Here is a 26,332-nt window from a genome sequence, read left to right on the forward strand (position 1 = left end):
AAAAACAAAAAGTTTGAAAAAAGCAGTCGTAATTTTAATTGTCTTGTTTTCTATTTTTTCATGCAAAAAAGCAGAAGAAAAAGTTGAAACCAAAATTACTAAACCAACAACCAAAAAAATAGAATTCGGTTTTAATTACGCAGATTTCAATGTTGTAAATGATACAATTTCAAAAGGAGATTCTTTCGGCTCAATCATTCAAAGTCAAAATATTGGAGACAAAAAAGTACACGATATTGTCGAACAGGTTAAAGATTCTTTCAATGTTAGAAGTATTCGTTATGGCAAACCTTTTACTTTGCTTCGCGCCAAAAACAAAACTAATAATCTGGAAGTTTTTATTTATCAGCCCGATGCTTTAAGCTACTATGTTATTGATTTAAGAGATAGTATTGCTAAAGCTTATAAAAAAGTAAAACCAGTTACTTTAAAAAGAAAAATAATTGGTGGTGTTTTAAAAAGTTCATTATCTGAAACTTTAGGAAACGAAAGTGTAGAAACGGCATTAGCCAGCAGAATCACAAAAGTATTTTCATGGTCTATTGACTTCTTTAAACTTAAAAAAGGAGATCGTTACGGATTAATCTTTACGGAACGCTTTATCAATGGAAAAACTTACGACGGAGTTGAAGAACTAGAAGCTGCATTTTTTGAATATAAAGGTAAAATTATTTATGCTTTCCCTTTTGAAAGAGACACAACTTCTGGAAAGGTAGAATATTATGATGACGAAGGAAAAACACTTAAAAACTTCTTCTTAAAAACTCCAATCAAATTCAGCCGAATCACTTCTAGATTTACGATGAATAGATTTCACCCAGTGCAGCACACTTGGAAAGCGCACAAAGGAACCGATTACGCTGCTCCGACTGGAACACCAATTTCGACAACTGCTTCAGGAGTTGTTGAAGCAACTGGATATACTGCAGGAAACGGAAACTTTGTAAAAGTAAAACACAACGGCACCTACTCGACTCAATATTTACACATGTCTAAGATCTTGGTTCGCCGTGGACAGCGTGTTACTCAAGGACAGACAATTGGTTTAGTTGGAAGTACTGGTTTAGCTTCTGGACCTCATGTTTGTTACCGTTTCTGGAAAAATGGCGTTCAAGTAGATGCACTTCGATTGAATCTTCCAACTGGAGAATCTTTGACTGGAAGCGATAGGACTCGTTTTATGAAACAGATTGAGCCTTTGAAAAGAGAGCTGGATAGTATTGGAAATTTGTAACTCAACTTATTTTATGAAAATTAAATATTCATTGCTATTACTTGTTTTAGCAGCAAATTTTTCTTTTGGACAAAACAGCGTTAAAGTAACCAGTAATTACGGTAGTGAAAATACTGATATTCAAAATTTAATTGATTTTGAGAACATTTATTTTGAACAACTAAATTTTGAAGGAAAAGAAATAAAAGAAAAACAATATAAAATTTCTCTTCAAGAATTTAAAAACGGTAAACTAATCAATAAATCGATACTTTTTGATGGATTTGAAGATAATTATTTCAAGATAAAGTCAGACAAAGAATCTTTAAAATTTTTATTTAAGATGGCTGACGGAAAATTAAAAACATATATAAGAGGTTCTAAATTTGGAAGCAAAAAATCTTACTTCAAACTAAAAGACAATTCAGATCAATATGCGTTAAAGGATTTTTTTGGCCGCAATAGTGAATTACATATTGACCCAAACCAAGAGACAGCAATTTTCGCCATTATAACTCCAACAAAACACGAAGATGGTTCTAGTTCTTATTGCGAAGTAGTGCAGTCGGACATTAAACCAGAAAACCTTGGAGCACATTTTAAAATTCCGCATTATTTTTTAGTTACATTACAATTTAAGTAAAGAATAGGTCATGAAAAATTCGCGTCTTAAAACCATATATCATGAAACTTTTTCTGGTTTAAAATTATTTTACAGAGATACTAATCTTTCAGAAGATTTAATTTCAAAATATAAAATTGGTCAAATCATCCAAGAAAAAGGCTTTACCGATATGAGTTCTATTGGCGGTGGTATTTTTGGAAATTTGAGATATTTAATTGCAAGTTCTCACCCCAAAGATTTGTCAAAATTTAATCCTGATTCGGCAAAAAACGGTCATTTTCTTTTAGATTCTATTGCTTATTTTAAAGTCTTGGATATTCAGAGAATTGAAGGTAAAACACAAATTTTCCTTTTAAACATTCCAGACAATTCGATTTCACTCTTTAAAAATTCCTCTTCAAATCTGGAAGAAGAAATTATAGAAAAAGCTCAAAAACGCTTTCGCGAAAAAATCAATACTGACTTAATACCGGAACTACAAACTGAAAACTGGAGAGAAAGAACAAAATCTCCACTTGGAATGAGCGAAAATGGCGAATTATTTTTTGATGATTCTAAAATTAAAACAGAATCTCCGAAAAGAATTGATGTTGATATTACGAAGAAAGTTATAGAGATTAATAAAAAACCTTGGTGGAAGTTTTGGTAAAAATTATCATTTCATAATCTCACTAAATAATGAAACAAATTTTTCTACTTTTTTCATCATTAATAGTAATTGAATGTTCCAGTCCAAAAGTTTTCATATTAAATGATAGTAAAGAAGGCAAATATTTTGTTCAAGAATTAGTCAACACTGCTTTTGAAAAAGATTTAATTGGAAAGTCACCATTGATTGTTATAAATGGAATTCCTTTTAAATACAATAAAGAACAAGACACAATATTATTACCTTTAAAAAAATCTGAGATTGTTGATTTGGATTTTTTAAACCAGAATAGCAGCCGCATAATTTACAATGAAAAGGAAAATGATGGCGCCATCATCATAACTTCAAAAGTCCGAAACTAAAATCCAAAAAACGTTTTCGTAACTAATTGTTATATAATCTCGAACCTTTATTCTTTTAAAAGTTATTTCAGTATTTTTGTGTTTCATAGAACAAACTCAATTATAGATAAAAATGGCTTTAAACACAACAAACCCAACTGGGACTGAAGCGTGGAAAAATCTGCAAAACCACTATAACGCAATTCACGAAACCACTATACAAGAATTGTTTCAACAAGATAGTGCCCGCGTTGAAAAATTCAACCTGCAATGGAATGACTTTTTAGTAGATTATTCTAAAAACAATATCAGTCAGGAAACTATTTCGCTTTTATTAAAATTGGCAAATTCAATCGGATTAAAGAATGCAATTGCTGATTATTTCGGAGGCGAATTAATTAATAAAACAGAAAATCGTGCAGTTCTTCATACAGCTTTGCGTGCTCCAGAATCGGCAGTTATTAAAGTTGATGGAGAAAATGTAATTCCAGAAGTTTACGAAGTAAAAAATAAAATCAAAAACTTTACAGAAGAAGTAATTTCTGGGCAAAGAAAAGGTTATACAGGAAAAGCTTTTACTGATGTTGTAAATATCGGAATCGGCGGTTCTGACCTTGGCCCAGTTATGGCGGTTGAAGCTTTACAATTTTACAAAAATCATTTAAATCTTCATTTCGTTTCAAACGTTGACGGTGATCATGTTAATGAAGTCATCAAAAAATTAAATCCTGAAACCACTTTATTTATAATTGTTTCTAAAACTTTTACGACTCAAGAAACACTTTCAAATTCAGAAACTATCAAAGAATGGTTTTTGAAATCGGCTACGCAGGAAGATATCGCGAAGCACTTTGCGGCAGTTTCTACTAATATTCAAAAAGTAACAGAATTCGGAATTAATCCAGACAATGTTTTCCCAATGTGGGATTGGGTTGGAGGAAGATTTTCTCTTTGGAGCGCGGTTGGTCTAAGCATCGCTTTGGCAATTGGTTTTGATAATTACAACCAATTATTAGTTGGAGCAAATGAAATGGACGAGCATTTTAAATCGGCAGAATTTGACGAAAATATTCCAGTAATTTTAGCTTTATTAAGCGTTTGGTACAATAATTTTTATGGTGCAGAAAGCGAAGCTTTGATTCCGTACACGCAATATTTATCAAAATTAGCTCCTTATTTGCAGCAGGCAACTATGGAAAGTAACGGTAAAAGTGTTGGCCGCGACGGAAAACCAGTTAACTACCAAACGGGAACAATTATTTGGGGAGAACCTGGAACAAATTCGCAACATGCTTTCTTCCAATTGATTCACCAAGGAACAAAAAGAATTCCAACTGATTTTATCGGATTCGTAAAACCGCTTTACGGAAACGAAGATCACCATGATAAATTGATGTCTAATTTTTTCGCACAGACTGAAGCATTAATGAATGGAAAAACAGAAGCGCAGGTTCAAGCAGAATTTGACAAACAAGGACTTTCTGCAGAAAAAGCTTCTTACTTATTACCATTTAAAGTTTTCACTGGAAATAAACCGACTAACACAATTTTAATCCAGAAGCTTACACCAAAAAGTTTAGGATCTTTAATTGCTTTATACGAGCATAAAATTTTTACTCAAGGAATTATTTGGAACATTTTCAGCTTTGATCAATGGGGTGTAGAATTAGGAAAACAATTGGCTAATTCTATATTAGATGAAATCAATTCTAAGAATGTAAAAAGTCATGATAGTTCAACTTCATTTCTGTTAAATCACTTTTTGAAAAGCAAATAAACTTTTTATTTAAAAATTTCATAACAAATTGAAACGCCTTAATTTAATCAAGATTAAGGCGTTTTTTAGATGTAAAAAACCGACAAAAAGCATAAAATAACAGTCAATTTGCACGTTTACACTTACAAGACAGCTTGAAAAATTATATTTTTAACAAAAAAAGCTGGTATAAATTCAATAAAACAAACTTTTTTTTAAAGAAAAGAGAAAAATTCATTTTAATGCGCAACACAAAAGACAAAACTTACTTTTCTTAACATTTCGATAACATTATCTGAGTTAATTGTTATAATTTTGCCAAAAACAATTAACTCAATAACAAAATGAAGAAAATGAAAAATTGGTTACTGACCGGACTATTTTTTATGATAGTTTCAACCGTATTTTCTCAAGGAAAAGTTACTGGTACTATTACCGATGGAACAGGTGGATTACCAGGAGCAAATGTGGTGATCAAAGGATCTAACACAGCAACTTCAACAGATTTTGATGGTAAATTTACACTTAATTCACCATCAAGCACAGGAGAGATTATCATCTCTTTCTTAGGTTATGACAACCAAACTGTGAAATTCACAGTATCAAATGGTGCAACCACAAACTTAGGAACTATTGCTTTAGTTTCTTCAAGTTCCAACGAATTGTCTGAGATCGTAGTAATGGGTAAAGGAATCATTGACTTAGCAAAAGAAAGAAAAACTCCTATTGCCGTTTCTACAATTAAAGCAGCTGATATCCAAGCAAAAATCGGTACTGCTGACGTTACACAAACGATGGTTAACACACCATCTGTATACGTTGCAGGCCAAGCTGGAGGTTATGGTGACTCAAGAGTAAATGTACGTGGATTTGCTCAAGACAACACAGCTTTCTTGTTAAACGGACAACCAATTAACGGAATGGAAGACGGTAAAATGTACTGGTCTAATTGGTCTGGTATGTCTGATATTGCAAATGCTATACAAATTCAAAGAGGTTTAGGATCTTCTAAATTAGCAATTTCTTCTGTAGGAGGTACTGTTAATTTCATTACAAGAGCTACTGAAAAAAAAGAAGGAGGATTTGTATCATTAGGTGTTGCTAATGACAATTACTTCAAAACTACTGCTACATACAATACAGGTGTAAATGCAAAAGGATGGGGAACAAGTGTTATGCTTTCTCACTGGCAAGGTGACGGTTATAATGACGGAACAAAAGGTGAAGGTCAAACTTACTTCATTTCTGTCGGTTACAAAGCTAATGACAAACACAGTTTCAACTTTTTGTTAACTGGTGCTCCACAATGGCACGACCAGAACTTCACAAAATCTATTGACAGTTATTTAAAATACGGAAGAAAGTACAATAATAACTGGGGAACTCAAGGAGGAGAATACAAATCTGAGAGAACTAACTATTACCACAAACCAGTTGCTAACTTAAACTGGGATTATGACATCAGCGATAAAACACAACTATCAACTGTATTATACGGATCTTGGGGACGTGGTGGAGGAACAGGAAGCTACGGTACTAAACCAGCAACTCCAGCAGGAGGCCAGATTAATTTTGACGGTATTGTTGCTAGTAACCAAGCTATCGTTGATGGTAGAGGAAACGCTGATGGTAGAAGTACAAATGGCGCTTACGTAATCAGATCAAGTGTTAACAATCACGCTTGGTATGGATTAGTATCTAACTTAAAAAACCAACTTACTGACAATTTATCTTTAAATGTTGGTCTTGATTTAAGAACATACAAAGGAACACACTTTAGACAAGTTTCTGACTTCATGGGATTATCAAGCTGGACTGATACAAGAAACCTTAAAGATGGTAATAGCAACCCAAGCGGCACAATGAAAAGTAACTATGTTACTCAAACTGGAAGAGCATTACCTTGGCCAGCAACTTTCAATACAATTGCTGAAGATCAAAGAATTGATTATGACTATGGAGAAACAATTTCCTACGGGGGTGTGTTCAGCCAGTTAGAATATTCTACTAACAATTTCTCTGCATTCTTCCAAGGATCACTTTCTAATCAATCACACCAAAGAGAAGACAGATTTGATTATTTACCACAAGATCAAAAGTCTGAAAAAGTTAACAATGTAGGATATAATGTTAAAGCTGGTACTAGCTATAAATTTGCTGAAAACCACAGTATCTATGCAAATGCAGGTTATTATAACCGTCAACCATACCACGATAATATCTATTTAAACTTTACAAATGCGGTAAACCCATTAACAGAGAACGAAAAAATATTTGGTCTTGAGGCTGGATATACTTTCTCTTCAAAAATATTCTCTGCAAGTTTAAATGCTTATAGAACATCTTGGAAAGATAGAGTTACAACCACATCTACTACTGCAGTAGCAGCTGATGTAATTAAATACCCTTCTTTACAATTGGGAGACTTAATTTATAAAACTAACGAAGGCGTAGAACAAGTTCACACTGGTCTTGAGCTAGATTTTACTGCAAAACCAATACAAGATCTTAGTTTAACTGGATTCTTTTCTCTTGGAGATTGGCAATATAAAGGTGAGGTAGTTACTACAACTAGAGATGAAAGTTTATCTACTTTGGACCAAGCAAAACAAGATGTTGATGGTGGAAAAGTAGGGGATGCTGCTCAAGTTACTTATGGCTTAGGTTTCAGATATGAATTTGTTAAAAATCTTTCAATCGATGCTGACTGGAGATATTATGACAAATTATTCTCAAACGTTGGTGCTGTAAAAAACAACTTAGAGTTACCAAGCTATGATTTAGTTGACGCAGGTATCTCATACAAATTATTCATTGGTAAAGGAAAACACGATTCAATCGGTTTCAGAGTTAATGTAAATAACGTATTTGATGAAGTTTATTTATCTGAATTAACTACAGCTACTGCTACAACTGCTACTTCAAACAATTACAAAGGAATCAACGTTGCAAACACTGGTTTCTTTGGTTTAGGAAGAACTTGGAACTTTAGCTTACGTTACAACTTCTAATAAGAACCATCCTAAATAATTAAAACGGCATAGACTTTTAAGTTTAATGCCGTTTTTTTTTACTCATTTTTGTTATATTTGTTTCAAACAAAAAACACAGTTTATGTATAATTTTCTACAAAAATTTCACTCTGGCTGGGCTTACTTAGCATTGCTTCTTTTACTTGTTGCACTTGTTAATGCAATCATCGGAGTAACATCAAAAAAAGAGTTTACAGGTAAAGACCGTAAAATCGCTTTATTTGCTTTAATTGGAACCCATACTCAATTATTGATCGGTTTAATACTATATTTTGTTTCTCCACTTGGAAAAGCAGCTTTTGGCCAAATGTCAAATGCAGAACTTAGATTAACATCATTAGAACACCCACTAATTAATATTATCGCTATCATCCTAATCACTATCGGATGGTCTAAACATAAAAAATTAATCAATAGCGAAGCTAAGTTTAAAACCTTTGCTATATTTTACGGATTAGGATTATTACTTATTTTAAGTAGAATTCCTTGGAACCTTTGGTTCTAAAAAATACCAATTAAAAGCCCTTAACCAGGGCTTTTTTTATCTCGGCATATTATTTGTACAAACTCCCCCAAGTCTGAAAAAAAATAACCCATGAGAAATAAAAAGAACATTTTATTCGCCACGATTGCTTTGACTTTAATTAGCGGCTTTAGTTATGTTATAAGCCAAACCAAACCTACAACAGAACCTAAAATCATTCAAGATACCGTAAAAAATGCAAAACCAAATATTATTGCATTACCTATAGATTCAGTATTTACAGACAAAGGTTTAAAATTAAGACCATACAAAAAAAATGCTCATGCCTCTTATTACGCTGATCGTTTTAATGGAAAAAGAACTGCCAACGGAAGCCGATTTAACAACAACAGTTATACTGCCGCTCACAAAAAACTTCCTTTTGGAACTAGAGTAAAAGTAACAAATGAGGCAAACGGAAAATTTGTAATTGTAAAAATTACTGATCGCGGTCCTTTTGTAAAAACACGTGAAATCGATTTGTCCAAAAGGGCTTTTATGGACATCACAAAAAGTAAGGGTGCCGGCGCTATGAAGGTTACCATTGAAACTATAGTAGAATAAAAAAATCCCGCTTTTGAAGCGGGATTTTTATTTATACAAATTTTCGAATACTCATTACAATTCCAGTATGAATTCCTTCGTGATAATTATTGAAATCTAATGCATCTTGAACATTTCTAAGAGTAAATCCCATGCTGGTTGTATATTCATTATAATCAACAAAAAGTCCACTTTCAAAATCATTTTTTGTTTTTTCAAATGTGCTCAAAAGAACTGATTTAATTTCATCAACTTCCTCTTGAGAAACGTCTCCTTCCGGTTTTGTCCCTTTACGATATTTTAAAATAAAATCTTCCGAAACCATCGCTGGAAGTCCTGATAGTTTATAAACTAATGTCTGTTGTGCCGCTACGCAATGTGCCACATTCCAGATTATATTATTACTAAAACTTTGCGGAATTTTGTTTAATTGCTCTAAAGAATGGCTTTCTAAAATTTTTAAAAGAATTTCTCTTATAGTTTTCTGTGTTTCAAAAACGGAACTCATATTATTATTTTTTTTCTAAAATTAGACAATTTTAAGTTTCAAATGAATTTTCTTTGTATTCTAATAAAATTCAAAGGTCATGAACAAAATATACTATTTGGCATCTTGCGACACGTGCAGAAAAATCATTAAAAGTTTACCAGAAAACAATTTGGTTTTTCAAGATATCAGACAGAATCCGATTACTGAAGCTGAACTTGAAGAAATGTATAAACTTTCTGGAAGTTATGAGGCCTTATTCAGCAAAAAAGCGCAATTGTATAAATCGATGGATTTAAAGAACAAATCTTTGTCTGAAGCTGATTTTAAAAAATATATTTTAGAACACTATACTTTCTTAAGTCGTCCGGTTTTTATAATTGACGGCAAAATTTACATTGGCAACAGCCAAAAAAATATTGCAGAAGTTATAAAAGCATTGTCGTAAGAATCTTAAAAGTTTGATGTACGAAACTGATTAACAATTTACAACACAAACCAGCAAACTTTTATTTATCTTTGCGCCTTTATACTCAATTATATGATACAATCTATGACAGGGTTTGGCAAAGCTTCTTTGCAATTGCCTACAAAAAAAATTACCGTTGAAGTAAAATCCTTAAATAGCAAAGGTTTAGATTTAAATGTAAGAATGCCATCGCTTTACCGTGAAATGGAATTAGGCTTACGAACACAAATCTCAACAAAATTGGAAAGGGGAAAAATTGATTTTGCGATTTACATTGAAAGCACTGCAGAACAAACTTCGACTAAAGTAAATGTTCCTGTCGTAAAAAATTATATTGCACAGTTAAAAGAAGTTAATCCTGATGCTGATGAAACTGAATTAATGAAAATGGCTGTTCGTATGCCAGACACATTAAAAACAGAACGCGAAGAAATCGATGAAAACGACTGGGAGCAGATTCAGGTAATTATTGATGAAGCACTTCAAAATATTCTAAATTTCCGTAAAGACGAAGGAGAATCTCTGGAAAAAGAATTCAATTTACGAATTGGAAATATTCGTCAGTACATGAACGATGCTTTGGCATTAGATCCAGAACGTGTACAAGCTATTAAAGATCGTTTACAAACTGCAATTTCTGAATTACAGGTTAATGTTGATGAAAACCGTTTTGAGCAGGAATTAATCTATTATCTGGAGAAATTAGACATTACAGAAGAAAAAGTGCGCTTAACCAATCACTTAGATTATTTTTTAGAAACTATAAAAGGGACTGAAGCTAACGGCCGTAAACTTGGTTTTATCACTCAAGAAATGGGTCGCGAGATCAATACAATGGGTTCTAAATCAAATCATGCTCAAATGCAGAAATTGGTTGTGATGATGAAAGATGAGCTGGAAAAAATTAAAGAACAGGTTTTAAACGTTTTATAAAAGCTATAAGCTTTAAGCAATAAGCTATAGGCACAGAATACCGCACAACATTAAAGCTTAAAGCATATTGCTTAAAGCCTAAAGCATAAACTAATGAACAAAGGAAAATTAATTGTTTTTTCAGCACCGTCTGGATCAGGAAAAACAACTATAGTAAAACATTTACTAGGGAAAGAAGATTTAAACTTAGAATTTTCGATCTCAGCGGCTTCACGCGACCCACGCGGAGAAGAAGAACACGGAAAAGATTATTATTTTATTTCGTTAGAACAATTCAAAAAACACATCAAAGCCGAAGAGTTCCTAGAATGGGAAGAAGTATACCGTGATAATTTCTACGGAACTTTAAAAGCTGAAATCGAAAGAATTTGGGCAATGGGAAAAAATGTAATTTTTGATATTGATGTTGCAGGCGGTCTTCGCATTAAACATAAATTTCCAGACCAGACTTTAGCCGTTTTTGTAAAACCTCCAAGTGTTGACGAACTTAAACGCCGACTAAAAGAACGTTCTACTGAGAGTGAAGACAAAATCAATATGCGAATTGCAAAAGCTTCGGTAGAATTAGCTACAGCTCCTCAATTTGATACTATTATCAAAAACTACGATTTAGATACAGCGAAGGAAGAAGCGTATCAATTGGTAAAAGATTTTGTAAATAAATAATTTTATTCCGCATAGATACACAAAGAAAAACACAGAGATTCGCAAAAGTATTATTTTAAACTTTGCGAATCTTTGTGCTATCTTAGCGAATCTTTGTGAAACTCTATAAAATGAAAATAGGCCTTTACTTCGGAACGTATAATCCAATTCATGTTGGTCATTTGATCATTGCCAATCACATGGCTGAGTTTGCAGATTTAGATCAGATTTGGATGGTGGTTACACCTCATAATCCGTTAAAAAAGAAAGCGACTCTTCTAGATGATCATCATCGTTTGCAAATGGTTTATCTCGCAACAGAAGATTATCCGAAAATTAAACCATCAGATATTGAGTTCAAGTTACCTCAGCCGAATTATACGGTAATTACTTTAGCTCATTTACAAGAGAAATATCCCAATCATGAATTCTCTTTGATAATGGGCGAAGATAATTTGAAAACGCTTCATAAGTGGAAAAACTATGAAGTGATTCTCGAAAACCATGATATTTATGTTTATCCGCGTATTTCAGATGAACCTGAGAATACGGAACTAAAATCGCATCCAAAAATTCATGTAATCGATGCGCCAATTGTAGAGATTTCTTCGACTTTTATTCGAAACAGCATAAAAGAAGGTAAAAATATTCAGCCGTTATTACCACCGAAAGTTTGGGAATATATTGACCATAATAATTTTTATAAAAAATAAACAACTTGAATTGCCTTCAGTTTTAACTGGAGGTTTTTTATTTTAAAAAATCATTCCGTAGGAATGTATCATCGGTAGAATTAAATTTGGATTACGATGATACGTTCCGTAGGAACGTTTGATTAATGAGGTGTGGCATTTCCATAGACACAAGTGTCCCTATAGCACACAACGCAAAATGATACTATTTTTTTCTACCGACGAGATATTCCTACGGAATATAAAATATTGTTTTTGATAAAATTAATTACACAAAAAAACCTGAACTTACGTTCAGGCTTTTGCTTATTATTATGCTTCAACATTAACTTCACTTTTAACTCGGCTTCTAATCTCGCTTAGCGATTGATCTACCAAAAGTTTTCCATCTCTGAAAACCTCTTTCAATTCACCTTGTTTTTCTTCTTCCCAAGAAACATTATCTGTTAGATGATACTTGCCATCGATTAAATCAATTTTCATTAATCCTTTGGCAGATTTTTTAGTTCCGTCATCTGTAATTGGATCTTTGAAGATGGCTCTTCCCTCACCATTTACTTCTCCGTAAGTTGCTTTCATGGCAAATCCGAAAGTATCTCTGGTATTATATTGGTAAGTAAAAGATCCGATTCCTAAAACTACATTGGTAGAAGCAAAACCTTTTGCTTTTAATCTTTCGCAGATTTGAGTCGCTCTTGCCACTGTAATGCTATCACCATAAATTGCTCCAATTTGCGGAACTAATTCTTTAAAGCCTTTGTCATTTGTAGTTCCTCCAAAAACATCCCAAAGCAATTCGATAACGCCTTTTTTCTCTTGTTCTGTTCTTCCATTCGGATTTCCGCAAATAATATCCACTGGATCACCGCTGTCAGGACGAATTACGACTTTACCTTCTCTTGAAACAATTTCTTCTTTTAATCTTGGAAGATAATCGGTTAAAACTTTCCATAAATCCCAAGTATCAGAAACGATAGAAACGATTCCTTTTGGATATACTTCTGTAATTAATCTTTTAAATGTTTCATACTCGCCTTCTGTAGTTCCCATGCACATTACAGAATGTTCTGTTGCGGCAACTGAACCTGCTACAAGTTCTAAATCTGAATTGGCATTATAATATTCTTCGAGAAAATCGATTACTGGAATCGTATCAGAACCTGTGAAATTTAATAAATGTCCAGCTGCTGATGTTATTGCCGCTTCTATTCCGCCCATTCCTCGCATTGAGAAATCATGTGCCTGCCAATCTACAAATTCTGGCACAGAAGAAGTTTCTGCTGCATATTTATCTAGAACCTTTCTGTATTCTTTTGCAATTGTCGCTGAATTACAAGGAAGCCAAACCACTGCAGAAAGTAATGTTTCGAAATAATTGGTCAACCAGAAAAACTCTGGAATTGTATTGTACATCGTAAACATTGGCACTCTCAAAGGAACACTTGCTCCTTCTGGCAAAGCTTTAAACACCATCGGAATATATCCTAGGTCGTGTAAATCTTCAATATGTTTTGTACCAACTTGGTTTTCGCCCAAATAATTATTGATTCTGCGTGCGTATTTTTGAACTACTTCTTCTTTTGATTTTTTGAAGAAATACTCTTCAAAGTCATGAATAATATATTTTTTGATGAAATACTGCAATCCGAAAAACACAACCTCATCAAGACCTTCAATTCTGGATTTTCGTGGTGTCCAGTTAGAATATACTAATGTTGTTCCATCTGGGTACTGTCTTCTGTGGTCAACTTTGTAACCATCTGTTAATAATAGTGGGTTCATATATTTTTTAGTTAATTTAATTAATTATAATGACATCAAAAATCGATATATTTTGTGGGAACTTCATCAGTAAGCCAAACATTATTTTCAGATAAATAAAATTTAAATCCATCTCTGTGCATTTGACCGCTTCTTATGCTCAAAATTTGAGCCACTCCTCTTCTGCTTCCTACTTTTATAGCTGTTTCTTTGTCTTTTGAAAGGTGTACATGCTGACGGCTCATTTTCTTTAAACCTTCTTTCTGAATACTTTCTATAAACTTCCCAACCGTTCCGTGGTATAAATACTCTGAAGGTTCTGTTTCTGTTAAATTCAAGTCAACTGAAATAGAATGTCCCTGACTTGCTCTGATTTTCGTTTTGTCTTCATTAAATGCAAAACGCTTTTTATCGTTATTTTCTACTACGTAATCTAAAAGTTCAGCGTCGAGACGGTTTCCTTTTTTAGTACATTTTTCTATTAATTCGTTGACATCTGCCCAACCGTTTTCATCTAATTTTAATCCGATGGTTTCTGGCGAATGTCTAAGTACCAAACTCAGAAATTTGCTGATGCTTTTTGTTTCTTTTTCATTCATGATTTTCTAATATTTCTTTATAGATTTCATAATTTTCATCATCAAAACAAACAAAAATTACTTTATCTATTTGTGATGATTTATCGAAATCCTTTACTGTCTTTATTGCAATTTCTGCCGCTTTATCTTTCGGAAAATGATAAATTCCAGTACTAATATTAGGAAAAGCAATTATTTTTATTCCATTTTCAACCGCTAGGTTTAAACTATTTTCATAACAATCCGCTAACAATTTTGATTTTTCCTCCTTATCGCCATTCCAAACTGGACCAACTGTATGAATAACAAACTTAGAAGGTAAATTACCCGCATTTGTTATTACAGCTTCACCCGTTTTACAGCCGCCTTGTCTATTGCGAATCTGAATACATTCCTCCAAAATTACTTTGCCACCTTTTCTATGAATTGCTCCATCAACTCCTCCTCCGCCAAAAAGAGATGTATTTGCTGCATTTACAATAGCATCAACATTTATTTCTGTTATGTCTGCTTTTAGAAGTTCTATTTTCATCATAATCTTATTTCAATTCGTCTCTAACTTCCATCAAAGCAAATCCTAAAAGATTTAAACCTTTCCATTTCTCCGGATTTAAAACATCTTTGTCATCACCTGCCATACCAATTCCCCAAATTGCGTCGACCGGACTGGCCTCAACTATTACTCTGTTTTTTGTGTTTAGTAAAAATGTTTTCAAATCAGGATTTTGGCTAAACTTATGGTAATTTCCTTCTTTTACAATTTCGTATCTGGCCGCCAACCAAAGAGTTTCATTATAATTCTTTACTTCTCTTCCAAGCTTTTTGGCTTCAGCAGGAGATTTGGCCATAAGGATTTTCATCAAAACCTTATCATCATTAAATAATTCTGCTTTTTTTGCCATCATCCAATGTTCGGCTGTTTTGTAGGTTACGTTTTCAACTTCAAAAGAACTTAACCACCACTGACTGAAGCAGGTTTTAGTAATCTTCCCGTCTTTAGTCGGCTGATGTCCCCAGAAAAATAAAAACTTACTTTCGGGAATTATATTTTCTATATCATATTTCATTTTTTCTATTATTGAAACAAAGAAGTGATCTCTTTAAAATCTTTTGAATCAGGTGAAAATGAACCGTAAATGGTTTCGAAATCTGTTGTCAGGTTTTCAAATTCATGTTCCTTTTCTAACTGATCCATGCAGGTTACAACCAAATTTCTTTTTGCCATTGGACTATAAGCAGCATCTAATTTTAAAGCATAATTCAGCAAATTATAATCAAGGTTCCCAAATCTGAGATGTTTTTGATATTCGTTGAAAACACAAGTTTCTTCTTCGTTGTTTTTTAATTGTATTTCTCCTTCATTAGGCATCCAGCCGTGACCGTGTCTTGTGGTATAACTTCTGGTTACGTAAAAAATGTTTACTTCATCAATATTTAGTTTATTACAGATTTCAATAGCATTTTTTGAAGTCGTATTAGCATACGTAACATTCGGGAAAACGCCATGATCCATGTCGAGAAGAATTCCCTGGCTTCCTTCAAAAATTAAATTATTATATTTTGAAAGGAAACTGTAATCAACAATATTCCATTTTATTTTATCAATTGCTTCGAGATATGCCTGAACTTCCTGATCGATGTCGGGTTCATTTAAAAAACCGTAGTAATAGGCAATTTGATTTAATTTTTCTAAAAGCATTTCTCGCGGCGCAATCAAATCAATCGCAAATAATTTGTACGGTCCTTCATTTCTTTTCATGGTTGAACCAATGCCTTTTCCGCAGGTTCCGTGATCTATGTTTCTTACGTTTCCACGATTGTGCCAAACATCAAAAGGAGTTGTGACTTTTGCTAAAGGATGAATGTACAAATCCAGATTAGCATTTTTTTCTTTTAATTCTTCTTTTTCGTTGTATAAAAAAAGCGGATGAATCGTACAGTGTTCGCTGTAATAAGATGGAAGACCGCGAAGTGCTCCGCTGGCAAAACTAGAATGAACGTGTTTTTTATCATCAATCATAACCGTATGCGCGGCTTGTTGTCCTCCTGAAAAGCGAATAACTATAGATTCAGGGTTTTGTTTTGCCAGAAAATCTGTTGTTATGCCTTTTCCTTCATCACCAAATCCTAAACCTATAACTATTTGCGCTGTTTTCATTTTTATTTATTTTTTTAATCTCGCAAAGACGCAGAGTTTTTAAAGCATTTCGATATTATCTAAACCTGTATCATTTGCATCAGAAACTGGTATGGTTCCTAAACCAGAACTTTTGTGTTTGTCGCAGATAATCTTTTTAATTACGTTTGGAATTTCTCTGTGATCTTCGATAGATAAACAGTTTTGACCTAATAATTCTTTCCATTCTACATCGGCATTAATCGCTTGTCCAGAATGCAGTACACTTATATGGTATACATCGTATCTTTTTTGGGCTTCTGCCAATAATTCAAGATGTGTATAAGTCTGTTGTCCCTGACCCATAATTTCTTTTATTGCTGACGCTGGAAGTGTTTTCAAACCTGGTTCATCTCCAACAGTAAATAGCAATCCCTTTTGACCTCTTTTTTCGAAAGCATCGGTTTTGGTGTGAAATGCTGCAAAATACCACGCTAAAAGATAACTTTCTCCAGCGTTTCCTCCGCCTCCACCTTCAATGTAAGTTCTCGTAAGCCACATATCGAGTTCTTCATCTCCAGATTCAAACTGTCCAACCTGAAGCGGATATCTGTCGCATTCGTGATCTCCAATTCCTAAAAATAAAAGTGCCGGATCCGGAACTCCTACCTGAATAATTCCTCCCATTAATTTTGGAAGTCCTTCTTTGATCAGTTCGTGCGGAATATGTCCCATACTTCCTGTAACATCCAATCCTAAAATAATTGGAACTGTATTTGGATGCACATCAGAATCTCTTGCTTCTCTAAAAATCACTCCGTTTGGGTTCATAGATTCATGAGCCATTCGTAACGCATTCTGTGTAAATATCTCACTAGCTGATTTGCTGGCATAACCTATTTTTTTTGCTCTGTCTTCACGAGCACCGAAATCATATCTTGTACCTCCCATAACTAAAATGTTTTACCAAATAAATACTCAAATCTCTTTTTTGTTACTTCAAACTGGATATTCAAATTTCTGATGGTCAGCGAAAGTTCCATATCTTTCTGCACAAAAGCTTCTGGCTGAAAATCGGCAAAGGTTAAACTGTTTTTATCCAGCGGACTGATATCGATCAATCCTTCTTGTTCTCTTTCTAAACGTTTTATTTTAAGTTCAATATCTTCAACTCGACGTCTGTATATTAATTCAGAATCTTCACCAATGGTTTTGGCTCTGTCTTCTCTTATCTGATCATTGTTTCTTTTTAAAGATTCAATAAATCTTGGTTTTAAATCGCTCATTGTTTTGTGGTTTTTGTTTCAGGTTTTCTTTGTTTCATGTTTCAAGTTGCATGCTGGACTTGAAATTTTGAAATTAAATCTGAAACGGTTAATAGCATTTTTTTAGTTTTTTTGTTTCAGGTTTCAGGTTTCAGGTTACGTCAAGAACTTGAAACCTGAAACTTGAAACTTCTCAAATTAGTTGATCTAACTTTATCACTTGAACGCTTTCGCCTTCAAAGTCTTTTACTGAATTGGTTGTAAAAATGGCATCGAAGCAGTTTAAAACTTCAAAACCTTTATTAAAAATTCCGTGGCTTACGGCTAAGTATAATTTGCCGGCATTTTTGTTTTTTAATTCTTCAGCCAAACCAACAAAAGTCCCGCCGCCGTCGCAAATGTCATCTACAATTAAACAATCTATTCCTTGTAAATCATCTTCGTATACTTTGAAACCAGATAATCTTCCAGTTTTTACGTCGCGGCTTTTACTGCATTCTACAACTTCAGCTCCTCCTAAAAATTCAGAGACTTTGTAGATTTTTTTAAGTGCGCCACCGTCTGGAGAAATCAATTTTACGTTTTCGCCAATTCTATTCAAAACTTCTTTGATAAAAGTGTAATTTGGAATTACAGTACTATTACTCAACAAAGCTGGAGTTACCTCTGAATGTGCATCAAAAACAAAAACTTTATTCAATTGTAATGCATTTATAATATCAGCATATACTTTTACAGATAAAGGTTCGCCCGGAATCATAACACGATCTTGTCTCGCAGCTGGAAAATACGGAATAAAGAGATCGATAATTTTTACGTCCATTCTTCGCAATGCATCAACTGTAATGCACAATAAACCTAAATCATTGAATGAATTTAATCGGTGCGTGATTGTTATTTTCTGATTTCTGTCGAAATCCGGATTGATTTTAATGTGTGGTTCTCCTCCAGAGAAAGTAAAACTTTGAAATTTGATTTCTTCCTGATTTTGAAAAGGAGCGAATTTGGGGTCGAGATTTAGTATCATAGTTTTTTAGTTTGCGTTAATTATACGCAAATGTAGAATTAAATTTTAAATAAACAATTTATTTTGTGTAAAAATTACGCAAACTTTATTTCGAAGTGAAAACCTTCTTTAGTTAATTCGTTATATTTCAACTTATTAAACCTAAAAAGTTTGGCAGGACGACCTGTTTTTATGGGGGAAAAATTTTCTGTTTGTTCTAAAATACCGTAGCTGAGTATTTTTTTTCTGAAATTTCGTCGATCAATTTCTTTTTCTAAAATGGTACAATACAGATTTTCGAGATCAGAAAACAAGAATTCTTCAGGAAGTAAATCGAAACCAATTGGCTCGTAAGTCAGCTTTGCTTTTAGTCTCTGAATTCCTTTTTCTAAGATTAAATTATGATCGAATGCTAAAGACGGAATTGCATTAATTTTAAACCATTGCACTTTTTCGGCGTCAGTATTAGCTTTAATTTCTAAGTTTGAAGCGTCAACCAATGCATAATAAGCAACAGAAATAACACGATTTCTAGAATCTCGATTAATATCATCTCCAAAAGTGTACAATTGCTCCATAAAAGTTAGCTGTACATTTGTTTCTTCATGCAATTCCCGAATAACTGCATCACTCAAAGATTCATTATCTTGAACTAAACCGCCTGGCAAAGCCCAGTATTTTTCTGAAGAACCAAATTGCTGCTGGATTAAAAGCACATACAACCCATTGCTTTTGTAACCAAAAACAATAGCATCTACAGCAATTCTAATATTTTGTAATTCTTTCATATTATAAAATCATATCGAACAAATATAACGAATGAGAGCCAATTTTATAATCTAATGCAAAAGCTTAAATTATAAAATTGGCTCATAAGTAGTATCTTTTATCTCTTATTCTAATTTATTGTAACCGTTCGTTTTGGACTGGAAGTACATTCTGAACCGTCTTTTTTAATTGTTACCGCAGCCGTTGCTGTATATTCGCCAGCAGCAGTATAAGTATGCGTAACCGCAGTTCCTGTTCCAACAGTTCCATCTCCAAAGCTCCATTTTACAGAACTTAGCGTTCCTGTTCCAGTATATTCAACGGAATAATTCATTAATTTCGGGTTACTAGTATCTGTAGAATTATGTATTTTAATGTAAATAGATTCTGCTAGACAATCAATAATTACTTCATCGTCATGTTTACTGCATGAATTACTAATAAACAAAACTGTAACAAGTACTAAAATGGATGCTATTTTTCTCATAATCAATCTTATTTATAGGAGTTTAATTAACTCAAAGTTATTATTTTATTGAATACCTCGAATCGCAAACAAAAAATCTACATTCTATTGCCGAAGAACATTTTCAGTTCTTTCTCAATAATATCAAAAAAAGATTTCAAATTATTGTTCTTGGGCGCTAATAAATACACAAACTCCTCTGGAACGTGAAAACTGTTCCATAACAATTGCAATTTATTTTCTTTTATTAATTTTCGAGCATTACAATTCCATGTTACAGCTACTCCATCATTTTTAGCAAGAAGCTTCAACATTTCAGATTCTGATGGAATAATATAATTTGGTACCATTGATGGTCTTTTTTTATTAAAAGCATGCAGCCAGAATAATTTTATATGCGGAATTCTAGCATCATGACTGTACCATTTCTGCCCGTTCAGCCATTGTTCTATTTCGGTAAAATTGTCTGCTTTTAATTTCTGGCGGAAATCTGTTATGTCCAAATTTGTCGGAGCAACCATTATCAATTTAATTTTTCCGACAATTTCATAAGTCGTATCAAATGTATCAAACCTTTTTGTGGTAATGGCAAAATCAAGTTTTTTGGCATCTACTAAGGCAAAAAGTTCATCGTTTTCTGCAAAAGTAAAATCGATCAAATCAAACTTTGAAATAAGAAGATCTCCAACGCAATTAAAAAGATGTTTTGAAATTCCAACCGAAATCAGTCTATTCGCATCTTCGGCTTTTGCCCTGAAACCAGCTTCGACACTTTCGAGGCGATCTAGCGCATCTATAATCAAATTATTCAGTAACTTAGCGTATTCGGTTGGTTCAACGCCTTTTGATTTTCTATTAAACAATTTATTACCAACATGTGCTTCAAGCATCGAAATCTGCTGACTTACGGCAGGCTGGCTCATAAATAACTCCTTTGCCGCTACCGAAAAATTACCGTTTTTATAAACTGCTTTAAATGTTCTGTACCATTCTAGATTTACCATGACATAAATTTATTTATAACAAACATAGTTTATTTTATTTTTACTGATATCACTTAAGCCGTAAATTTGTTTAAAATTTAATATTATGAAAAAAATAGCTTTACTCGCAATAATTGCATTTACAGCGACAGGCATTTCTGCTGTGGCGCAAAAATCAAATAAAAAAAGTATGAAAAAAGTATTATTTGTTGTAACCAGTAACAATAAACTGGGCAATACAGGAGAAAAAACAGGATTTTGGTCAGAAGAATTTGCTGCGCCTTACTATGAATTGTTAGATCAAGGAGTTGAAATTACAATTGCTTCTCCGCTTGGAGGACAGCCGCCAATTGACCCGAAAAGTGCAGATCCTGCATCAGCAACTGAAGACACGAAACGTTTTGACGCTGATAAAACTTTACAGGAAAAATTAAAAAATACTTTAAAACTTTCAACCGTTAACCAAAAAGATTACGATGCTGTTTTCTACCCTGGAGGACACGGTCCGCTTTGGGATTTAGTTGAAGACAAAAACTCTATCGCTTTAATCGAAGCTTTTTATACGAATAATAAACCAGTAGCTTTTGTTTGTCACGCTCCTGCGGTTTTGAAAAACGTAAAAGTAAAAGGTGAATACTTGGTAAAAGGTAAAAAAGTAACTGGTTTTACCAATACAGAAGAAGAAGCGGTTGGTTTGACAAAAGTGGTTCCGTTTTTATTGGAGGATGCTTTAACACAAAATGGTGCTAAATTTTCTAAAGGTGAAAACTGGCAGCCTTATGCAGTTGCAGACGGACTTTTGATTACAGGTCAAAATCCTGCATCGTCTAAACTAGTAGCTGGAAAATTATTACAAGAATTGAAATAAAGGTTCTGAGATTCTGAGGTGCTAAGATGCTAAGGTTTTACAAACTTTGGGGCTTAGCAGCTCAGAATCTTTGCAAACCAGAATGTTAAAAAAATTAAATAACATGCTGCTAAGCCTAAAAAGGAAAACCTTATAACCTCAGAACCTTAGCAACTTAGAACCTTAAAAAAATGCTCAACTTTGAATTATATAATCCGACGAATTTAATCTTCGGGAAAGGACAAATTGCGAAACTTTCGACATTAGTTCCAAAAGATGCTAAAATTCTTTTGGCATACGGCGGCGGAAGTATTTTTAAAAACGGAATTTACGATCAAGTAATCGCTAACTTAAAAGGTTTTGAAATTGTTGAATTTGGCGGCATAGAGCCAAATCCGCATTTTGAAACTTTGATGAAAGCGGTTGATGTTATCAAAGCTGAAAAAATTGACTTTATCTTGGCCGTAGGTGGAGGATCTGTTATTGACGGTGTAAAGTTTATTTCAGCAGCAGTTAATTTTGAAGGAAACCCGATTGATATTCTGCAAAAACGTATTCTAATTAAAGAAAATGCTATGCCTTTTGGGACTGTTTTGACTCTCCCAGCAACAGGAAGCGAAATGAATTCTGGATACGTGGTAACGATTGAAGCCACTCAAGAAAAACTAGCTTCTGGAGGAAGTGCTTTATTTCCAGTATTCTCAATTTGCGATCCAAATGTAATTGCATCTTTACCAAAAAGACAAATTCAGAACGGAGTTGTAGACGCTTATACCCACGTAATGGAGCAATATTTAACTTATCCACACGAAGGTTTTCTACAAGACAGAATTGCAGAGGGAATTCTACAGACTTTAATTGAAGTTGGGCCAGGAGTTGTCGAAAATCCAACAGATTATACTTTAGCTTCTAATTTTATGTGGAGCTGTACAATGGCTTTAAACGGGTTGATTCAAAAAGGTGTTCCAAGCGATTGGGCAACTCACATGATTGGCCACGAATTAACAGCACTTTACGGAATTGACCATGCGAGAACATTGGCGATTATCGGTCCAAGTTTGTACAATGTAATGTTTGAAACTAAAAAAGGAAAATTAGCCCAATACGGAAGACGTATTTTTAATCTTTCTGGTTCTGATGAAGAAGTGGCAAAAGAAGCAATTAACAAAACAGTTGAGTTTTTCCATACAATGGGAATGGATACCAAACTTTCTCAATACACACAAGATTATTCCAATACTGCAGATTTTATCGTAAATCGTTTTGACGAAAGAGGCTGGAAAGGCTTAGGCGAAAACCAATTGGTAACTTTAGATAAAGTAAAATCGATTGTAGAGCTTTCTTATTAAAGATAAATCCTAATTTAAAAAAAATCCAAATTCCAATCTACTTTGGAATTTGGATTTTTTTATTGGAATTTCATTAAAAAAGGCGTTCTTAACAAGTTTAGGAACGCCTTTTTAAAATACTAAAACAAAACTAACTAACTCAATTCTTTTTAAATTCATTAAAATTCTAATTTATAAAAACTTACAACGTGCCTTTTCATATTTTATTGTGTAGGTTAAAAATATTTTTTCATTTAAATTAGATTCACAATACTAATTCCCTTTATATTCAGGCTTTTCGATTATTTACCTTTTTTATTTTCTTTAACCATACATTTAAATTGAAAGAATTTACTTTAAAAAAATATTTTTAGAGGAATTTTAATTTTAAGAGACGAAATATATCCTGAAATTCAACTCTTTTAATGTTATCTCAAAATGTACAGAAGAATCATTTGATAAATTTCTTAAATCAGTCTTTGCTTTATTAGCACATTATTAAGTACTTTTGTTTTAAATTATTAAAATAATGAGCGAAAAATTAAAATTTGCAGTAATTGGAGGAGGAAGCTGGGCAACGGCAATTGCAAAAATGTTATGCGTTAATCTTTCAGAAATTGCGTGGTACATGCGTAATGATTCTGCGATCGAACATATTCAGAAATACAAACACAATCCAAATTATTTAAGTTCTGTTGAATTTGACACCAATAAGCTTAAATTGACCAATAACATAAATGAAGCAATTGAATACGCAGATTATATCATTTTTGCCATTCCATCTGCTTTTTTAGATGCGGAATTAAAAAATATGACTGTTTCTTTAGCAGATAAAATTATTTTTTCAGCTATTAAAGGAATTGTTCCAGAAACGAGTTTAATTGTAGGTGAGCATTTCCATATCCAATATGATATTCCTTATTATAATATTGGAGTTATCACTGGTCCTTGCCACGCAGAAGAAGTTGCTTTAGAAAGACTTTCGTACTTAACAATTGCCTGCGGAGATCCAGAAAAAGCTTGCATTGTTGCAAAATCACTTTCAGGAAATTATATTAAAGCCAAAATTTCAGATGATATTATTGGTACTGAATATGCGGCAATGCTAAAAAATATTTACGCAATTGCTGCCGGAATCGCTCACGGTTTAGGATATGGAGACAATTTCCAATCGGTAATGATGAGTAACGGAATCCGTGAAATGAAAAAATTCATCCGTAAAGTACATAAAATGAAACGTAACATTAATGACTCTGCCTATTTAGGCGATTTATTAGTTACAGGTTATTCTGTTTTCTCTAGAAACAGAATGTTCGGAAATATGATTGGAAAAGGATATACTGTAAAAAGTGCCATGATGGAAATGAGCATGGTTGCCGAAGGTTATTACGCAACAAAAAGTGCTTATAAACTAAATCAAGGCTACGGAGCAAAAACACCAATTATCGACGCTGTTTACGCTGTTCTGTACGAAGGAAAAGATGCAAAAACGGTTTTCAAGAAATTAACGGAATCTTTGGATTAAATTTTAGAAAATAGAAGCAAGAATAAAGAAGCAAGAGAAAAAACACTGAAATAAAAAAGAGCCAAACTGAATTTCAGTCTTGGCTCTTTCTTCTTTATTCTATTCTCTTAAATTCTATCCTCTTATCTCTTGCTTCTTGCTTCTTTAGCACTCTACTTCACCATCACACCTTCAACAAAAAGAATCGGCACTTCTTCCGTATTGTTTTCGTTGATTAAGTTCGATTTGAAAATGAATTTCTTATCGTATAAAGTGTTTCCAATGAAGAATGTCACCATAAATTCGTTGTTCAAAACCAAAAGACTTTTTTCTATCATTTCGATTTTCACCACAGAAACAGCGGGAACTTCAACAAAAGCATGACGCAGAATTGAAGTTTTTTTCATTTCGCCATCGATAGTTCCAAATGCTTTTGAAACCACCATAACGCTGTCTAAGTTAAAGTCACTATCATTAACTAAATAAGCGTACCATACTTTTTCCATAAAATCGTCGCTCCATTCCTGCACTGCGGCAAGAAATACGTTTTCAACTTCTGGAATTATTATATCTTTTTTCATTTTTATTAAAAGCTTTAAAACCTTTGTCAAAGCCTAAACTTCAACAAAGGTTTATTATATTATGACACTACATTAGACAACAGAATAATCTAAAATCTACATTCTAAAATCTAAAATTGCAAATTATATATTTGATTTAAACTGCTCTAAGAAACGAACATCGTTTTCATAAAACATACGGATATCGCCAATTTGGTATAAAAGCATTGCAATACGCTCTACTCCCATTCCAAAAGCAAAACCGTTGAATTCATCTGGATTGATATCACAATTTTTCAAAACGTTTGGATCTACCATTCCGCAGCCTCCAATTTCAAGCCATCCAGTTCCTTTTGTGATTCTGTAATCGGTTTCGGTTTTTAAACCCCAATAGATATCAATTTCAGCACTAGGTTCTGTAAATGGGAAATAAGACGGACGAAGACGAATCTTAGATTTTCCGAACATTTCTTTTGTGAAATAAAGTAATGTCTGTTTCAAGTCGGCAAAAGATACATCTTTATCAATGTACAATCCTTCCACTTGATGGAAAATACAATGAGAACGAGATGAAATTGCTTCGTTACGGAAAACACGTCCTGGAGAAATCGTACGAATTGGCGGTTTATGATTTTCCATATAACGCACCTGAACAGATGATGTATGCGTACGCAATAACACATCAGGATTAGTCTGAATGAAAAATGTATCCTGCATATCACGCGCCGGATGGTATTCTGGTAAATTTAATGCCGTAAAGTTATGCCAGTCGTCTTCAATTTCTGGTCCTTCAGAAACATTGAATCCGATATTAGCAAAAATATCTATAATCTGATTTTTAACGATAGAAATCGGGTGGCGTGAACCAATAATTACTGGTTCTGCAGCACGAGTCAAATCACCAAAAATACCTTTTGATTCCTCTTTGCTTTCAAGTTCTTCCTGAATAACTCTTACTTTTTCTTCGGCAACCGCTTTTAAAGTATTTATAACCTGTCCAAAATCCTTTTTCTGATCGTTTGGAATATTTTTAAATTCAGTAAAAAGTTCTTTCAATAAACCTTTACTGCCTAAATATTTAATACGGAATTGTTCTAAAGATTCTTTATTTTTATCATTAAAGGCTTTGGCTTCCTCTATATGTTGTTTTATCTTATCTATCATTTTCCTTCAATAATTGAGATACAAATTTAGTGTTTTTAGTTTAAAGTGTGCAGTCACAGTCGCAGTTTTAGGTTTTCC

At 33.3% G+C, this 26,332-nt stretch carries 29 protein-coding genes; 15 read left to right on the plus strand and 14 right to left on the minus strand.

From position 1 onward, the window contains the following. The first annotated feature begins 13 nt into the window (after positions 1-13). From ASE40_RS02545 to ASE40_RS02580, 8 genes are all read left to right on the plus strand, one after another. Positions 14-1,234, plus strand: coding sequence for a peptidoglycan DD-metalloendopeptidase family protein (locus tag ASE40_RS02545; protein WP_057115230.1), 1,221 nt, complete (start codon positions 14-16; stop codon positions 1,232-1,234). A 13-nt stretch (positions 1,235-1,247) separates the two neighbouring features. Next, on the plus strand, positions 1,248-1,856 hold the full coding sequence (locus tag ASE40_RS02550) for a hypothetical protein (RefSeq protein WP_057115231.1): 609 nt from the start codon (positions 1,248-1,250) through the stop codon (positions 1,854-1,856). Positions 1,857-1,866: 10 nt separating this feature from the next. Continuing rightward, entirely contained in the window at positions 1,867-2,487 is a 621-nt protein-coding gene (locus ASE40_RS02555) for a hypothetical protein (RefSeq protein ID WP_057115232.1), read from the plus strand. A gap of 29 nt (positions 2,488-2,516) precedes the next feature. Then, positions 2,517-2,849 (plus strand): hypothetical protein, encoded by a 333-nt coding sequence (locus tag ASE40_RS02560; RefSeq protein ID WP_057115233.1) that lies wholly within the window; start codon positions 2,517-2,519, stop codon positions 2,847-2,849. A 112-nt stretch (positions 2,850-2,961) separates the two neighbouring features. After that, positions 2,962-4,605, plus strand: a complete 1,644-nt coding sequence (pgi, locus tag ASE40_RS02565) for a glucose-6-phosphate isomerase (protein ID WP_057115234.1) — start codon at positions 2,962-2,964, stop codon at positions 4,603-4,605. Between the two features lie 332 nt (positions 4,606-4,937). Beyond that, entirely contained in the window at positions 4,938-7,595 is a 2,658-nt protein-coding gene (locus tag ASE40_RS02570) for a TonB-dependent receptor (RefSeq protein ID WP_317039077.1), read from the plus strand. Between the two features lie 103 nt (positions 7,596-7,698). Beyond that, a complete protein-coding gene (locus tag ASE40_RS02575; RefSeq protein ID WP_057115236.1) occupies positions 7,699-8,121 on the plus strand; it encodes a hypothetical protein in 423 nt (140 codons plus the stop codon). Between the two features lie 90 nt (positions 8,122-8,211). Then, complete coding sequence (locus ASE40_RS02580; RefSeq protein ID WP_057115237.1) at positions 8,212-8,703, plus strand: septal ring lytic transglycosylase RlpA family protein; 492 nt, start codon at positions 8,212-8,214, stop codon at positions 8,701-8,703. 31 nt (positions 8,704-8,734) lie between these two features. Here ASE40_RS02580 and ASE40_RS02585 read toward each other — a convergent pair whose 3' ends face one another. Beyond that, entirely contained in the window at positions 8,735-9,190 is a 456-nt protein-coding gene (locus ASE40_RS02585) for a DinB family protein (RefSeq protein ID WP_057115238.1), read from the minus strand. A 79-nt stretch (positions 9,191-9,269) separates the two neighbouring features. On the opposite strand from ASE40_RS02585, the gene ASE40_RS02590 reads away from it, so the two are divergent. The 4 genes from ASE40_RS02590 (at position 9,270) to nadD (ending at position 11,929) form a co-directional block, all read left to right on the plus strand. Then, positions 9,270-9,617: an arsenate reductase family protein gene (locus ASE40_RS02590; RefSeq protein ID WP_057115239.1), complete on the plus strand. Its 348-nt coding sequence runs from the start codon at positions 9,270-9,272 to the stop codon at positions 9,615-9,617. 93 nt (positions 9,618-9,710) lie between these two features. Next, complete coding sequence (locus tag ASE40_RS02595) at positions 9,711-10,571, plus strand: YicC/YloC family endoribonuclease (RefSeq protein ID WP_057115240.1); 861 nt, start codon at positions 9,711-9,713, stop codon at positions 10,569-10,571. A gap of 93 nt (positions 10,572-10,664) precedes the next feature. Further along, a complete protein-coding gene (gene gmk / locus ASE40_RS02600) occupies positions 10,665-11,237 on the plus strand; it encodes a guanylate kinase (protein WP_057115241.1) in 573 nt (190 codons plus the stop codon). 110 nt (positions 11,238-11,347) lie between these two features. Then, the gene (gene nadD, locus ASE40_RS02605; protein WP_057115242.1) at positions 11,348-11,929 is read left to right on the plus strand and encodes a nicotinate (nicotinamide) nucleotide adenylyltransferase; all 582 of its coding nucleotides are present in this window, start codon (positions 11,348-11,350) and stop codon (positions 11,927-11,929) included. A gap of 291 nt (positions 11,930-12,220) precedes the next feature. On the opposite strand, the gene ASE40_RS02610 is transcribed toward nadD, so the two are convergent. The 11 genes from ASE40_RS02610 to ASE40_RS02660 form a co-directional block, all read right to left on the minus strand. After that, on the minus strand, positions 12,221-13,690 hold the full coding sequence (locus ASE40_RS02610; protein ID WP_057115243.1) for a nicotinate phosphoribosyltransferase: 1,470 nt from the start codon (positions 13,688-13,690) through the stop codon (positions 12,221-12,223). 35 nt (positions 13,691-13,725) lie between these two features. Then, entirely contained in the window at positions 13,726-14,268 is a 543-nt protein-coding gene (locus ASE40_RS02615; protein ID WP_057115244.1) for an RNA 2'-phosphotransferase, read from the minus strand. Then, positions 14,261-14,779: an O-acetyl-ADP-ribose deacetylase gene (locus ASE40_RS02620; RefSeq protein ID WP_057115969.1), complete on the minus strand. Its 519-nt coding sequence runs from the start codon at positions 14,777-14,779 to the stop codon at positions 14,261-14,263. The genes ASE40_RS02615 and ASE40_RS02620 overlap by 8 nt, the downstream gene beginning before the upstream one ends. 7 nt (positions 14,780-14,786) lie before the next feature. After that, positions 14,787-15,314, minus strand: a complete 528-nt coding sequence (locus tag ASE40_RS02625; RefSeq protein ID WP_057115245.1) for an NADAR family protein — start codon at positions 15,312-15,314, stop codon at positions 14,787-14,789. Positions 15,315-15,322: 8 nt separating this feature from the next. Then, positions 15,323-16,405 (minus strand): adenylosuccinate synthetase, encoded by a 1,083-nt coding sequence (locus ASE40_RS02630; RefSeq protein ID WP_057115246.1) that lies wholly within the window; start codon positions 16,403-16,405, stop codon positions 15,323-15,325. Between the two features lie 39 nt (positions 16,406-16,444). Further along, positions 16,445-17,314 carry a hypothetical protein gene (locus tag ASE40_RS02635; protein ID WP_057115247.1) on the minus strand — a complete coding sequence of 290 codons (870 nt, stop codon included), beginning with the start codon at positions 17,312-17,314 and terminating at the stop codon, positions 16,445-16,447. Between the two features lie 2 nt (positions 17,315-17,316). Beyond that, positions 17,317-17,649, minus strand: coding sequence for a hypothetical protein (locus ASE40_RS02640; RefSeq protein WP_057115248.1), 333 nt, complete (start codon positions 17,647-17,649; stop codon positions 17,317-17,319). 172 nt (positions 17,650-17,821) lie between these two features. Then, complete coding sequence (gene prs / locus ASE40_RS02645) at positions 17,822-18,655, minus strand: ribose-phosphate diphosphokinase (RefSeq protein WP_057115249.1); 834 nt, start codon at positions 18,653-18,655, stop codon at positions 17,822-17,824. A 74-nt stretch (positions 18,656-18,729) separates the two neighbouring features. Beyond that, entirely contained in the window at positions 18,730-19,422 is a 693-nt protein-coding gene (locus ASE40_RS02650; protein WP_057115250.1) for an NUDIX hydrolase, read from the minus strand. Positions 19,423-19,532: 110 nt separating this feature from the next. Next, the gene (locus tag ASE40_RS02655; RefSeq protein WP_057115251.1) at positions 19,533-19,889 is read right to left on the minus strand and encodes a PKD domain-containing protein; all 357 of its coding nucleotides are present in this window, start codon (positions 19,887-19,889) and stop codon (positions 19,533-19,535) included. Positions 19,890-19,966: 77 nt separating this feature from the next. After that, entirely contained in the window at positions 19,967-20,872 is a 906-nt protein-coding gene (locus ASE40_RS02660; RefSeq protein WP_057115252.1) for a LysR family transcriptional regulator, read from the minus strand. Between the two features lie 85 nt (positions 20,873-20,957). Here ASE40_RS02660 and ASE40_RS02665 point away from each other — a divergent pair, with 85 nt between their 5' ends. The 3 genes from ASE40_RS02665 to ASE40_RS02675 all read left to right on the plus strand — a co-directional run bounded on the left by ASE40_RS02665 (position 20,958) and on the right by ASE40_RS02675 (position 24,551). Further along, on the plus strand, positions 20,958-21,719 hold the full coding sequence (locus ASE40_RS02665; RefSeq protein WP_057115253.1) for a type 1 glutamine amidotransferase domain-containing protein: 762 nt from the start codon (positions 20,958-20,960) through the stop codon (positions 21,717-21,719). Between the two features lie 170 nt (positions 21,720-21,889). Beyond that, positions 21,890-23,047 carry an iron-containing alcohol dehydrogenase gene (locus ASE40_RS02670; protein WP_057115254.1) on the plus strand — a complete coding sequence of 386 codons (1,158 nt, stop codon included), beginning with the start codon at positions 21,890-21,892 and terminating at the stop codon, positions 23,045-23,047. Positions 23,048-23,555: 508 nt separating this feature from the next. After that, a complete protein-coding gene (locus tag ASE40_RS02675; protein WP_057115255.1) occupies positions 23,556-24,551 on the plus strand; it encodes an NAD(P)H-dependent glycerol-3-phosphate dehydrogenase in 996 nt (331 codons plus the stop codon). A 152-nt stretch (positions 24,552-24,703) separates the two neighbouring features. Here ASE40_RS02675 and ASE40_RS02680 read toward each other — a convergent pair whose 3' ends face one another. Next, the gene (locus ASE40_RS02680; RefSeq protein WP_057115256.1) at positions 24,704-25,111 is read right to left on the minus strand and encodes a hypothetical protein; all 408 of its coding nucleotides are present in this window, start codon (positions 25,109-25,111) and stop codon (positions 24,704-24,706) included. 123 nt (positions 25,112-25,234) lie between these two features. After that, positions 25,235-26,254, minus strand: a complete 1,020-nt coding sequence (locus tag ASE40_RS02685) for a phenylalanine--tRNA ligase subunit alpha (protein WP_057115257.1) — start codon at positions 26,252-26,254, stop codon at positions 25,235-25,237. Positions 26,255-26,332: the final 78 nt, after the last annotated feature.

It is taken from the genome of Flavobacterium sp. Root935, assembly GCF_001429295.1.
Lineage (GTDB): Bacteria > Bacteroidota > Bacteroidia > Flavobacteriales > Flavobacteriaceae > Flavobacterium.

Bases quoted from the DNA above. Each gene is read 5' to 3' on its own strand.
- ASE40_RS02550 (WP_057115231.1), top strand. From the start codon at position 1,248: ATGAAAATTAAATATTCATTGCTATTACTTGTTTTAGCAGCAAATTTT.
- ASE40_RS02555 (WP_057115232.1), top strand. From the start codon at position 1,867: ATGAAAAATTCGCGTCTTAAAACCATATATCATGAAACTTTTTCTGGT.
- ASE40_RS02560 (WP_057115233.1), top strand. From the start codon at position 2,517: ATGAAACAAATTTTTCTACTTTTTTCATCATTAATAGTAATTGAATGT.
- pgi (WP_057115234.1), top strand. From the start codon at position 2,962: ATGGCTTTAAACACAACAAACCCAACTGGGACTGAAGCGTGGAAAAAT.
- ASE40_RS02570 (WP_317039077.1), top strand. From the start codon at position 4,938: ATGAAAAATTGGTTACTGACCGGACTATTTTTTATGATAGTTTCAACC.
- ASE40_RS02575 (WP_057115236.1), top strand. From the start codon at position 7,699: ATGTATAATTTTCTACAAAAATTTCACTCTGGCTGGGCTTACTTAGCA.
- ASE40_RS02580 (WP_057115237.1), top strand. From the start codon at position 8,212: ATGAGAAATAAAAAGAACATTTTATTCGCCACGATTGCTTTGACTTTA.
- ASE40_RS02585 (WP_057115238.1), bottom strand. From the start codon at position 9,190: ATGAGTTCCGTTTTTGAAACACAGAAAACTATAAGAGAAATTCTTTTA.
- ASE40_RS02590 (WP_057115239.1), top strand. From the start codon at position 9,270: ATGAACAAAATATACTATTTGGCATCTTGCGACACGTGCAGAAAAATC.
- ASE40_RS02595 (WP_057115240.1), top strand. From the start codon at position 9,711: ATGATACAATCTATGACAGGGTTTGGCAAAGCTTCTTTGCAATTGCCT.
- gmk (WP_057115241.1), top strand. From the start codon at position 10,665: ATGAACAAAGGAAAATTAATTGTTTTTTCAGCACCGTCTGGATCAGGA.
- nadD (WP_057115242.1), top strand. From the start codon at position 11,348: ATGAAAATAGGCCTTTACTTCGGAACGTATAATCCAATTCATGTTGGT.
- ASE40_RS02610 (WP_057115243.1), bottom strand. From the start codon at position 13,690: ATGAACCCACTATTATTAACAGATGGTTACAAAGTTGACCACAGAAGA.
- ASE40_RS02615 (WP_057115244.1), bottom strand. From the start codon at position 14,268: ATGAATGAAAAAGAAACAAAAAGCATCAGCAAATTTCTGAGTTTGGTA.
- ASE40_RS02620 (WP_057115969.1), bottom strand. From the start codon at position 14,779: ATGAAAATAGAACTTCTAAAAGCAGACATAACAGAAATAAATGTTGAT.
- ASE40_RS02625 (WP_057115245.1), bottom strand. From the start codon at position 15,314: ATGAAATATGATATAGAAAATATAATTCCCGAAAGTAAGTTTTTATTT.
- ASE40_RS02630 (WP_057115246.1), bottom strand. From the start codon at position 16,405: ATGAAAACAGCGCAAATAGTTATAGGTTTAGGATTTGGTGATGAAGGA.
- ASE40_RS02635 (WP_057115247.1), bottom strand. From the start codon at position 17,314: ATGGGAGGTACAAGATATGATTTCGGTGCTCGTGAAGACAGAGCAAAA.
- ASE40_RS02640 (WP_057115248.1), bottom strand. From the start codon at position 17,649: ATGAGCGATTTAAAACCAAGATTTATTGAATCTTTAAAAAGAAACAAT.
- prs (WP_057115249.1), bottom strand. From the start codon at position 18,655: ATGATACTAAATCTCGACCCCAAATTCGCTCCTTTTCAAAATCAGGAA.
- ASE40_RS02650 (WP_057115250.1), bottom strand. From the start codon at position 19,422: ATGAAAGAATTACAAAATATTAGAATTGCTGTAGATGCTATTGTTTTT.
- ASE40_RS02655 (WP_057115251.1), bottom strand. From the start codon at position 19,889: ATGAGAAAAATAGCATCCATTTTAGTACTTGTTACAGTTTTGTTTATT.
- ASE40_RS02660 (WP_057115252.1), bottom strand. From the start codon at position 20,872: ATGGTAAATCTAGAATGGTACAGAACATTTAAAGCAGTTTATAAAAAC.
- ASE40_RS02665 (WP_057115253.1), top strand. From the start codon at position 20,958: ATGAAAAAAATAGCTTTACTCGCAATAATTGCATTTACAGCGACAGGC.
- ASE40_RS02670 (WP_057115254.1), top strand. From the start codon at position 21,890: ATGCTCAACTTTGAATTATATAATCCGACGAATTTAATCTTCGGGAAA.
- ASE40_RS02675 (WP_057115255.1), top strand. From the start codon at position 23,556: ATGAGCGAAAAATTAAAATTTGCAGTAATTGGAGGAGGAAGCTGGGCA.
- ASE40_RS02680 (WP_057115256.1), bottom strand. From the start codon at position 25,111: ATGAAAAAAGATATAATAATTCCAGAAGTTGAAAACGTATTTCTTGCC.
- ASE40_RS02685 (WP_057115257.1), bottom strand. From the start codon at position 26,254: ATGATAGATAAGATAAAACAACATATAGAGGAAGCCAAAGCCTTTAAT.